The organism is Gandjariella thermophila (assembly GCF_005405885.1).
Classification (GTDB): Bacteria; Actinomycetota; Actinomycetes; order Mycobacteriales; family Pseudonocardiaceae; genus Gandjariella; species Gandjariella thermophila.
In genome coordinates this window covers 167328-177277 of record NZ_BJFL01000008.1, presented here as the reverse complement: position 1 = coordinate 177277, position 9950 = coordinate 167328, and the positions used below count along the sequence as shown (strand labels likewise).

The 9950-nt window shown below is 67.1% G+C and carries 14 protein-coding genes; 3 read left to right on the top strand and 11 right to left on the bottom strand.

Annotated elements, in window-relative coordinates; translation table 11 throughout:
* Both FFT21_RS11310 and FFT21_RS30680 read right to left on the bottom strand, forming a co-directional pair.
* On the bottom strand, positions 1-727 hold a 727-nt coding region (locus FFT21_RS11310), incomplete at its 3' end, for an arylamine N-acetyltransferase family protein (protein ID WP_137813754.1).
* A 7-nt stretch (positions 728-734) separates the two neighbouring features.
* A complete protein-coding gene (locus tag FFT21_RS30680; protein ID WP_225978308.1) occupies positions 735-905 on the bottom strand; it encodes a 2Fe-2S iron-sulfur cluster-binding protein in 171 nt (56 codons plus the stop codon).
* 286 nt (positions 906-1191) lie between these two features.
* Here FFT21_RS30680 and FFT21_RS11300 point away from each other — a divergent pair, with 286 nt between their 5' ends.
* Positions 1192-1614, top strand: a complete 423-nt coding sequence (locus FFT21_RS11300) for a hypothetical protein (RefSeq protein WP_137813752.1) — start codon at positions 1192-1194, stop codon at positions 1612-1614.
* Positions 1615-1656: 42 nt separating this feature from the next.
* On the opposite strand, the gene FFT21_RS30285 is transcribed toward FFT21_RS11300, so the two are convergent.
* The 7 genes from FFT21_RS30285 to FFT21_RS11265 form a co-directional block, all read right to left on the bottom strand.
* A complete protein-coding gene (locus tag FFT21_RS30285) occupies positions 1657-2034 on the bottom strand; it encodes a diiron oxygenase (protein ID WP_192909482.1) in 378 nt (125 codons plus the stop codon).
* Positions 2035-2053: 19 nt separating this feature from the next.
* Positions 2054-2653, bottom strand: a complete 600-nt coding sequence (locus FFT21_RS30280) for a diiron oxygenase (protein ID WP_137813750.1) — start codon at positions 2651-2653, stop codon at positions 2054-2056.
* A gap of 526 nt (positions 2654-3179) precedes the next feature.
* Positions 3180-3956, bottom strand: a complete 777-nt coding sequence (locus FFT21_RS11285) for a transposase (protein ID WP_137813749.1) — start codon at positions 3954-3956, stop codon at positions 3180-3182.
* A 30-nt stretch (positions 3957-3986) separates the two neighbouring features.
* Complete coding sequence (locus tag FFT21_RS11280; protein WP_137813748.1) at positions 3987-4340, bottom strand: immunity protein CdiI family protein; 354 nt, start codon at positions 4338-4340, stop codon at positions 3987-3989.
* A gap of 72 nt (positions 4341-4412) precedes the next feature.
* Positions 4413-5219 carry an ESX secretion-associated protein EspG gene (locus FFT21_RS11275; protein ID WP_192909481.1) on the bottom strand — a complete coding sequence of 269 codons (807 nt, stop codon included), beginning with the start codon at positions 5217-5219 and terminating at the stop codon, positions 4413-4415.
* Positions 5220-5294: 75 nt separating this feature from the next.
* Positions 5295-6476 (bottom strand): hypothetical protein, encoded by a 1182-nt coding sequence (locus FFT21_RS11270; RefSeq protein WP_137813746.1) that lies wholly within the window; start codon positions 6474-6476, stop codon positions 5295-5297.
* Positions 6476-6991 carry a DUF3558 domain-containing protein gene (locus FFT21_RS11265; protein ID WP_225978307.1) on the bottom strand — a complete coding sequence of 172 codons (516 nt, stop codon included), beginning with the start codon at positions 6989-6991 and terminating at the stop codon, positions 6476-6478. The genes FFT21_RS11270 and FFT21_RS11265 overlap by 1 nt, the downstream gene beginning before the upstream one ends.
* Between FFT21_RS11265 and FFT21_RS29700 the strand changes: the two genes are divergently transcribed.
* Positions 6912-7118: a hypothetical protein gene (locus FFT21_RS29700; protein WP_225978309.1), complete on the top strand. Its 207-nt coding sequence runs from the start codon at positions 6912-6914 to the stop codon at positions 7116-7118. The genes FFT21_RS11265 and FFT21_RS29700 overlap by 80 nt on opposite strands.
* A gap of 22 nt (positions 7119-7140) precedes the next feature.
* Here FFT21_RS29700 and FFT21_RS11260 read toward each other — a convergent pair whose 3' ends face one another.
* Positions 7141-7698, bottom strand: coding sequence for a hypothetical protein (locus FFT21_RS11260; protein WP_137813744.1), 558 nt, complete (start codon positions 7696-7698; stop codon positions 7141-7143).
* 238 nt (positions 7699-7936) lie between these two features.
* Positions 7937-9076: a hypothetical protein gene (locus tag FFT21_RS11255; RefSeq protein ID WP_137813743.1), complete on the bottom strand. Its 1140-nt coding sequence runs from the start codon at positions 9074-9076 to the stop codon at positions 7937-7939.
* A 114-nt stretch (positions 9077-9190) separates the two neighbouring features.
* Here FFT21_RS11255 and cysC point away from each other — a divergent pair, with 114 nt between their 5' ends.
* On the top strand, positions 9191-9736 hold the full coding sequence (gene cysC / locus FFT21_RS11250; RefSeq protein ID WP_225978304.1) for an adenylyl-sulfate kinase: 546 nt from the start codon (positions 9191-9193) through the stop codon (positions 9734-9736).
* Positions 9737-9950 lie beyond the last annotated feature (214 nt).

The window sequence follows — 9950 nt, the reverse complement described above, 5'->3', positions numbered from 1 at the left end:
GCTGCCCGACGTCCTCGATCATCACGGCGTGGATCTGCCCGTCCTCGACGATCGTCAGCGTGTTGTCCCGCACGCTCACCCGGCCGGCGGACGTCGGGATGCTGGCGACCTTGTACTTGTTAAGTGGGCTGGCGGGGAAACGCGTGGTGTAGAAGTGCGCCATCTCCAGGTCGATCGCGCCGATCGGGGCGTCGACGAAGGAGTAGATGGGCTTCCACTCGGTCGCGCCGACGGCGTGTTCCATGACTGACACCGCCCACCGCGGGCTTTGGGCGGTGTCGTCCAGCGTGATCCGAGCGGACAACGCGGGGTGCGCCAGCTCCGCCCCGTCGGCCAGCTTGAGGACGCCGCGGGGCCCCTGGGCGCCGTAGCCGATGTCGAGCAGCCAGCGTTCGCCGTCGAGGGTGACCAGGAAGATCTGGTGAGTAGCCGGGGTCCGGTGTGTGCCGAGGACGCTGCAGAGCCGCATCTCGTAGTCGAACCCGCAGGCGTCGAGGAACGCCTGCATCAACCCGCCGGTCTCGTAGCAGATGCCGCCACGGCGCCGCTCGACGATCGCCTCGCGCAGGACGTCCTGGGTCAGGCCGCGGTCGGCGTTGGCGTGCATGGAGAAGTTCTCGAACGGCACGGTGTAGAAGTGCGCCTCATGCAGCCTGCGCAGGCTGTCGAGGCTGGCCTCGAACGGCGACGTGAAGCCGATCCGTTTCGCGTAGTCGGTGACGAACATCGTGGTTTCAGACGTTGAGTACGAGCTGCGGGCTGATTGACTTGCTGACGCACGGCAGCATGTACAAGCTGTCGGCTTTCTCTTGGTCGGTGAGGACCTCGTCGCGGTGGTCGACCCGTCCCGAACGGACCTCGACCTCGCATGTGCCACAAATGCCCCGGCGGCACGACGACGGCACGGCCACGCCGTGCTTGCTTGTTCAGCTGCTCCAGTAGCGACGGGCGCTGCGCGGCGCGGAACCGGGTGCCAGACCGCGCGCACACCACCTCCACAGTGTCGGGCACGTTCTGGACCGCCGAAGCGGGCTCGTCGATGACCAAGGTGCACCCGTCCCGCGTCTGCGCGCGCAGCTGAGTGATCATCGCGGGCGGGCCGCACGCGCCGATAACGGCGCCAGCGGGGATGCTCGCCATCACCTCGGCCCAGTCCGGGCGGCCCTGGAGGGCGGTGTCGATGGTGAAGACGTGGCCCTCCTGCTCGAGGGCCAACTCGCGAATGCGGTCGAGGAACGGGAACTCGTGCTCGCCGCGGTCGACGTAGGTCAAGTGCCAGCCACGCACCTGACCCCGCTCCAGCACGGCCAGGATCGGGTTGATGCCCACGCCGGCGGCCAGGAAGTGGCTGAACGGCGCGGAATGCCCGGACGGGAAATGCCCAGCCGGCTCGGTCAACGTCACGGCCGCGCCGACGAACAGTCGCGGCGAGAGGATGTCCCGGCGGTCGCCGCGGCCGCGGTTGCGAATGGCGATCTCGTAGGTGCCGTCCTCGGCGGAGATGACGGTGAACGTCTTCAGCTGCGGCCCGATGCGCAGGGTGGTGTGCTGGCCGGGGATCGCTTCCGGCAGGGGCGGCGTACCGGGCCGGTGGGTGAGCCAGTAGCGGGGTGACGGTCGGGGTGAGGACGCGTGCAGCCTTGATCATCGCCTCGATCACGGGATCAGCCCCGCTTCCTGGAAAGCCTCGTGGGTCGCGTTGTGCTCCAGGGCACCGGCCTCGACGAAGTACTGCAGCGTCGGCGCGGCGCCCCGGCGTACGTCCTCGACAACGATCTCGTGGGTGTAGGTTTCGGTCATCACCTGTTCGACCTCCTCGGGGTTCAGCCCAGCGGCTGTCAACCCGAGTGCGATGCTTGGGTAGTCCGGCTCGAGGAAGGCGAAAATCAACCGCGGGATGTACGGACCGGCCAGCTCCTGTTCCTGCCGCGTCATCGCAGGCCAAAGATAACGCAGGAGTGTCGAGAAATAGGCGTGGTGCTTCGTTTCGTCGTCGGCGTGGTCGGCGACGGTCTCGCGAATACCTTCCGGCAACCTTTTATCGTTCGGCAATTCATCCTGACGATATGAGTGTCTCGCTGACAATGGCGAACAGCATTTCGTCGAGACCACGGATCTGACTCGGGAGTTCCTCGTGAATGCGCGCCAATACTTCGGTGAACGCCGGGACTGTCGGCAACGCGGGTGCGATACCGGTACGGGTCCGCACCTCGCGCATCAGTTCGTAAGTGAACTGCGCGTGCCAGGCTTCGTCGGTGACGATTTTGAAGGCGTCCGCGCGCATGAGCTCCGGCAGCTCCAGCCCCGCCATCCCGCGGCTGATGTGTCCGGTCACGGGGATGACCGCGCTCTGCTCGAGGTCGATGGTGAACTTCAGGTACTCGTAAAGCCGGTGCACCAGAACGGCTTCCCTGGTCCGCGAATCGGCACCGGCCAGGATGGGATGGTCCAGCGACCGTACGAGCTCGGGCGTGAAGAACAACTCCCCACTGTCCCCGAGCGGCCGGATCGGGTTGTTCCGGACGGTGGCTAATCGGTCCCAGTTGCGGAAGCGGCTGCGATAGCGGCTTTCCGCGAGGGCCTCATCGATGCGGTACTGATGGTGACGAGCGAGAATGGTTCGGTTGGCAGCGCTCGCGAACTCCAATGGCATGAGTAAGGAATCTCCCCTCCCCCAGAGACCTGCTCCGATGACAAGTCACGCCGCCGAGTCGTGGCCTCTTTCCAACAAAGCAGACACGTTTCCGGGGGAACCGATCCGAAGAGTGCACACCTCGACGTGTGGCAGAATTCGACCGACTTGACCCTACCTTACACAGCCCCCAGCGGTCAGCTCGATCCTGCCATCCCGGTAAGTGAGGAATCAAGCAGTTATGAGCTTCGCCATAGTGTCCATTCAGGAGTCGCTCTCTTTTCGTAGGAACGGCTTAACGGCGGTCGTCCAGCGGTATGAATCCGCGGCGGGGCAACGCCCGCGATAGGCCACCGGTGAGGCCGACGCGATCGGCCAGCAGCCGTAAGGCCGCCGTCCCGGCATGGTTGATGACGTCGGGGCCGCCCCACGCCAACGGCCAAGTCCTAGTAGTACTTGATCGTCCATCTAAAGGTTGTCCCGTAATGATCAGGAGCGCAGATCGTGGGAGGGATTGATGGCAGCCCCCGTCGACCTCCCGGGTAGTTCACACGAGCAGGGCCAGGTTGCGCATCTGCGCGACCCCGAGGGTGGCGTACCAGACGCCATCGCCTTTGCGGCGGCAGTTGCGCAGGATGTTCCAGGACTTCAGGTGCGCCAATGCATGTTCGACGCGGGCACGGACCCGCTTGTGTACCGTGTTGAGCTGCTCCTTCCACCCCGGAAGCGGGCTGCCATCACCCGGTTTGCGGTACGGCATGATCACGCCCGGATTGTCCTGGTACCCGCCGTCGGCCATCACGTGCGCGCCGGTGCACTGCTGGTCCACCCCGGAATCGCGGTAGGACCGGCAGTCGTTGCGGTTGCCCGGCGTGGGCGTACCCACCGCCACGGTCAACTCGGTGTTCGCGTCGATGACGACCTGCATGTTCACCGAGTACCGATAGTTCTTGCTGGATGCCGACCTGCTGCGGTCATGCGTGGGCACCAGAGTCCCGTCGACGATCAGCACCGTTTCCGGGCCATGCGGCTTGGTCACCGGCGACAGCGCCAACAACGGCGCGAGGTGATCGACCACCCGGTTGGCCGCGCACTTGGAGATCCCGAACAGCAGGGCGATCTGGCGGAAGGTCAAGTTGGTGCGGTAGTACACCGCCACCAGCAAGACTCGGTCCGCCAGGGGCAGGCCCCACCGCCGGCCGGTGCCGGTCTGCTCACCGCCCCGAGTGGCCACGAGGCGCACCAGCTTGGCGAACTGTCGCGCCGACAGGCCCGTGAACACCGGCACCCACTCGGGCCGGTCCGCCCTGATCACCTGCTCCACGGCGAGGTCAACGACCAAGATCGTCCATCGTTACGGGACAAGCTTTAGGGTGATCGTCTGGTAGACGACCGAGACACTCGCTGCAACCTGCTTCGCCAGTTCGGGTGCGAGTGCCCTACCTTGCTGGACCCATCGAGCTTTGTCCTGATCCGATGAGAATCCGGACTTCTGCGGGTCATCGGCGCGGTAGGTGGCCTGGAACTCGGCGTCCCAACTGTCGAGTTCACGCAGGAGGCTCGGGGACAGGTCCATGTAGTCGCCGACCTGGTCGAGAGGACAGTTATGCGTGTCGAGTTCGCCGCGCCGCTCGTAGATGATCCACAAGGGACTGGTCTCCCACTCCGCCGCGAGTCTGACACGCTTCAGCGCCAGCTCACCGCTCATCCTCGACTCCTGGATGGTTGCCGCCGGCATCGGTGGGTATGCACACCAACAACCGGAGGTAGCCGTGCGGGGTCAGCTCAGCATCCGCAACGCCTCGTGCAGGCGGGAGGCGAGCAACTGCGGGGTTGCCGGCGCCGCGACGATCCAGCTTTCCCCGGACGGGCTGCGGCGGAGTTGGGTGAGCCACCGTCCGCTGGCGGTGTCGAGGTAGACCACGGGGCGTTCGATTCGCTTGCGGACGCCCATCGGGGTCCAGCGGGCGGCGTAGAGCTGCCCGCCGCCGGTGCGCGGCAGGTTGAGGATTTCCTTCAACGCCGACACCTCCGGCCGTACGGCCGCGTCCTGCTCGCGCTGCACGGCGGCGAGGCTGGTGAACCCGGTCCGCTCGTTCAGCGGCCGGACTCGCGGACCGGGCTGCTCCCGCATGTCGGCCTCGGGGACGCTGACCGACGCGCCCCGCGCGGCCGGCACCGGTGGAAGCTGCGCCAGCAGCGCGTCCATCGCACCGTCCGCGTAGATGCGGTGCACCCGGACCACGCCGGCCGGCTTGTCTCGCACCACCAGCCCCGCATCCCGCCGACCCACCGAGACCAGCACGCTGATGTCCACCTGCGGCGCGGTGATCCAGCCGTAGAACTCCACCTCCGGACGGTCGATCAGCCGCACGAGATCGCCGAACTCGGGATCCAGCCCGCGCGGTCCGGCCAGGCCGCGTTCCGCGAGCACGGCCCACGCCCGCCGATCGGCTGCGCGCTGCTCGTCCTCCGTCTGCCAGGTGATCGCGTCGGCCAGCACGTTGTGCGGTTCGCCGATGTCCTCCCACCGCCAGATCGCCGTGAACACCTCAAGCGGCAACTCGACCCGCCCGGCCCATGCCACTGACCCTGCCCCCTCACCAGCGCGCGTCAACAACGCCCCGACCGCGGCGGGGCGGAAACCATCCCGTAACGGGAACTACTCGCCGATCACCGGTGGCGCGGTCAGCGGCAGATCGCCCGCCAGCTCACTGGACCGGTCGCCGACGAGGTAGGACGCGGAACGGTGCTCGCCGTCCTCCTCGCCCTTGCCACCGCGGCCGCCCATGCCCATCGGACCGCCCGCGGCACCTCGTGCCCCGGCGGCTCCCGCCATACCTCGCGCGGCAGCGGCCCGGCCCATGGCTTCCTCCTGGGCGCCCATGGTGTTGCCAGCACCCGGGGCGCCACGACCGGAACTCCCAGCACCGCCCGCGCCGGCGCCGGCACCGAACCGTGCCGACCCAGCGCCACCACGGCCACCGAAGCCGCCCTCGGGCTCGCCCACGCCGCCGAGCGGACCACCACCGAACGGGCCGAACGCCGCGGGGTTTTCGCCGGGACCGCCAGGGCCGCCGGTGTTCGGCCCCCAACTCGCAGGACCACCGCCGGGACCACCGACGTTGGGGCCACCAGCCCACTGCGCGGCATCCGTCCGCAGGCTGCCAGCCCCCGGCGAACCCGTCCACCCGCCGATGGGTGCGGCACTCCCGCCGGCCCGCGGGCTACCGCCCCATCCCGCCGAACTTGTGCGAGTAGTTCCGCCGCCGGCACCGGCGTACGGGGTACCGCTCCACCCGCCCGACGTGCCCCCGCCCTGGTCCGGCGCCGTCACCGTGACGTTCGACCCGTCCGGCGCCACACCCGGGAAGCTGCTCGGCATCGCAGACCCGTTGCTGGAACTGGACTGCACGTACGTGTTGTACGCCGCGGTGTTGGCGTTAGCGGTGTTGTTGTAGTTATCGATCTGAGTATCCAGATCGGTATGCCACGGCGTCATCTCGTTCAGCAGATTATTGTGAGGCGGTTCCGCTGGAACCGGCTGTACCGCGCCCTTCACCGTGTTGACCGCCTCTTGCTGATCGGCGAGCGCCTTCTGGTGGATGGCCAATTCGCCGTGCGCGGAAGCCACCATCGTGGACAGTGGTGTGGTTCCCGCCTGCGCCGCCTGCGCGGCATTCCCCTGCCAACCCGCCGCGATCATCTGCGACAGTTCCCGGACCTGCTGCTCCAGGTCGCTGTAGTGCGCGGCGGCACTCTGCGCCGATGCCTTGGCCATGTCCAGCGAACTCGCATCCGCCTGGGACATCTTCTGGTAAATCTCGTCCGCCTTGAGGCCCATTACACGCCCCCCTTGATGTTCTCAATTATCAGCCCTGCGGCTTGCTGGGCGATTCCGCATGGGTCCTTGGTCTGTGGAGTGCCCTGCACTGGGACGGCGAGAATCAAAGTGTCGCTCATACCTACGGCCACCGAGCAGGCACCGCGCGACCGCTGATCGGCATACTCGTCAAAAATGACTGCCGGATAGCCGTTGATCGGCGGAATCTCCTGAAACAGGGCAGCTTCCTTCCTTTTGAGATACAGGTTGCTGAGGCCCCTCTTGTTCCCGGTGAGGAAGCTCATTGCTATGGAAGAATTAGTCTGCGTGCTGAACCAGGAGCATTTGGGTCCGGCAGGAAACGCGATGTCTGGGTTCGGAGTCGCCGCGGGAAGACCGAGGGATTGTAGCTGTGCGCGTGTCAGGGTCCGACACGGATCAGCCTGGTACTTGGCGGTGTCCAGCGGGCTCGCCACATGGGGTGCGCCGCCGGGCAAGAAGGTGGCGGTGCTCGCTGCCGTGCCGCTGCTGCTCAATGATGGTGTGCTCGGCGCCGTGCTGCTCGAGCATCCGCAGGCTGTGCCTACCACCAGCGCGACACCGACAGCAATCGACATCATGCGGACGTGCACCTGGTTCCCTGCCTTTCCCTCTACCACGTAACCCGATGAGTCTGTCCGCCGGCTCACAGGTTGCGATGGATCCTGCGAGCCTGCTCGGCGTTGGCCTCCTCGGCTTGGTTGTACTGTTGCAGTACCGCTTTGAGCTTGTCGATCTCGCCGCTTACGTACTCGATCGACTGCTGGTTGGCCTGACGGAACGCTCGACCGGAGCCGAGTGCCTTTTGGGTGAACTCCTTGCTGGCGTCCTCGTCCGCCGGCGGGTCCATCATTCCGATAAATGTGGTACTCTGTGCGGCCTGCATCAGCGTCTGCAAGACGTCCTGGTATTTCTTGATGATCGCCTGCAGTTGGTCCGGCGAGTACGAGTAGGACTGGCCGGCGCTGGCCGGGGCGGTCGGTGTGCCGCCCATGCCCATCAGGTCAGGCAGGCTCGTCAACTGGCGCGGGCCGCTGTTCGCGTTGGTGACGTTGGTCACCAGGTTGCCGGCCATGTTGGTCGTACCCGGGGCCGGCTGCTGGCCGCCGAGCGGCAGCGGCGGGCCGGCCTGGGCGTTCGGCGGCTGCCCGCCGGTGCTCGTCACGTTGTTGACCAGGTACTGCGTCTGATCCCCCGCTGCCACCGAAGGCTCCCCTCGCGATTCCCGACGACCGCAGATCGTGCCAACTGATCTCGGAAGGTAGCAGAGGGCACCGTCGCTCGTGGGCGGAATCGGCAACCGCTGTCGGCCGCCCGCGGCGAGCAGTGCGGGGAGGACCGCTCCGGCATAGCCGGCCGCAACACTGCACTGAGGCGATCGGCTCGTCAACGAGCGCTTACCGATGAGCGGCTGCGGGGGAGGCGCTGCCGCATTCCTGGTGTCAGCTCCGGCGTGCTCGAGCCCGGGCGGAGAACGCGCGCGCCTTGCCCTTCCAGAAAAGGCGTCGCAGCGTCATCGCGTGTGGATTCCGCTCGCTGAGTTCGACCAGGGTTTCCTTGAGGCGGCGCGGTTGCCGCGGCCACTGATGCGGCACGCGCGGCAGCATCCGGGCGAGCACGCTCACCGCCACGTCGAGCATGTCCGCGTCCGCCGGCGCGGGGAATCCGTTGTCGTGCAGCGGCTCCTCGGGAACCAGCTCGTCGAGGTCGCCGACGACGTGGTAGCCGGCCTCGCGGATCTCGTCGACGAACTGGTAGGCCCGCTTGCGCAGCCACAGCACGTCGTCGGCGGGAAGCGTGATCCGGTGCGGATCGGGACGCAGCGCGAGGATGTCCCGGGCGAGCTGGTCCTTCACCACCGCCGCGTAATGGTGCCATTCCATGTCGAGCGCGGCGTTGAGCCGCCGAAGCAACTCGGTCTCCACCGCGCCCATCGACGTGTTGTAACGCAGCCGGCGGGTGATCCGGTCGGGGTCCACGCCGATGACACTCGCGAACCGCGGCCACACACCGGGTCCTGCCTGCGGCACGGTTACCACGTGCACCCGTTCCGGCGGCAGGTTCGCGGCCCACCTGCGCAGGATCTGGGGCAGATCCTGGTAATCCCAGAACAACTCGCTCGTCTCGGCCGGCTCGCCGGTGCGCACCGCCTGAAGCAGTTCGGGCAGCGTGATGGTGTGGCCGGTCTTGATGTACTCCTGCCACGCCGAGGGAATCTGGCGCGCGAGGTCACGTGCCGTGCAGATCACGTGCACCTCCGCGAACGCCAGGGACGACAGCGCACGCTCGATCTCCGCCGAGGTGGCGGTCGCGAGGAGTTCGCAGGAGACCACCGACGTGTCCGGCCACGCGCGGATGTCCGCCACCAGGCGGTCCCAGGCGCGCACCGACAATGGTTTCAGCCATTCGTGGTAGCGCTCGTTCTGAAGGTCGATCGCCGCGTGGTAATGCGCCTCGACGATATAACCGGGGAAGTAGACGCCCGACGGCGCGAGGACGTGCCGGTTGTCCCACAGCGTGTCCTGCACCGAGGTCGTTCCGGTTTTTGGCAGCCCAATGTGGAGGTAGACGCGTCGCGCCATGGGGCCGCATCTTATAGGGAACCTGACTGCCGGTGGCGGAGCGAGCGGTAAGGCTTTCGAGTGACATTTCTTGGGAACGGCCACGGCGAAGGCCGGCTGCGTTAAAAAAAGTCCATGCCCCAACTGACGCGCGGCGCGACGGTGTGGCTGACCGGCCTGCCCGGTGCGGGAAAGACGACCGTCGCCCGTGCCGTCGAGGCACGGCTGGCCGGGCTCGTCCAGGTGGCTGTGCTCGACGGTGACGACCTGCGCCGAACGATCTCGGCTGACCTCGGCTTCTCCGAAGAGGACAGGGAACGGCACGGCCGGCGGGTCGGCTACGTCGCCGAACTCCTGGCGCGGCACCGGATACTGGTGCTCGTTCCGGTGATCACCCCGTTCGCGAGAACCCGCGCGGCAGTGCGGCGCCACCATGAGGAACGCGGCTCGGTGCTGCTCGAGGTGCATGTGGCGACGCCGGTCGACGAATGTGCCCGGCGCGATCCCAAGGGCCTGTATGCGCGCGCTCGTGCCGGGCAACTGCGGGGGCTCACCGGCGTGGACGGCCCGTACGAGGTACCCGAGAATCCGGAACTCCGGCTGGACACCACGAACATCGGCATCGACACGGCGGCGGAACGGGTGCTCGGGTTACTTGAGCGGCATCGGCTACTGCATTGATGGTGCCGAACATTTCCGGCCCGGAACGGAACCGCACCGAGCCGGCGCCACCGCGGCGCGGCACGTTGGCCACATGCGGGGCGCGTCCGGAGGAGTTCGTGCTGTGGCGCCGCTGGTTGTCCGGTGTGCCGATTGTCGTTCCGGGTCGAGCATCCGCCGACCGGACCGCGGCACGTGATGAGCGCCGCTGCTGAGCCAAACCGCCATACTGCAA

What these genes read in the sequence shown, in the direction of transcription:
- FFT21_RS30280 (WP_137813750.1), bottom strand. Translation starts at nt 2,653, where the DNA reads ATGCCATTGGAGTTCGCGAGCGCTGCCAACCGAACCATTCTCGCTCGT.
- FFT21_RS11270 (WP_137813746.1), bottom strand. Translation starts at nt 6,476, where the DNA reads ATGGGCCTCAAGGCGGACGAGATTTACCAGAAGATGTCCCAGGCGGAT.
- FFT21_RS11280 (WP_137813748.1), bottom strand. Translation starts at nt 4,340, where the DNA reads ATGAGCGGTGAGCTGGCGCTGAAGCGTGTCAGACTCGCGGCGGAGTGG.
- FFT21_RS11255 (WP_137813743.1), bottom strand. Translation starts at nt 9,076, where the DNA reads ATGGCGCGACGCGTCTACCTCCACATTGGGCTGCCAAAAACCGGAACG.
- cysC (WP_225978304.1), top strand. Translation starts at nt 9,191, where the DNA reads ATGCCCCAACTGACGCGCGGCGCGACGGTGTGGCTGACCGGCCTGCCC.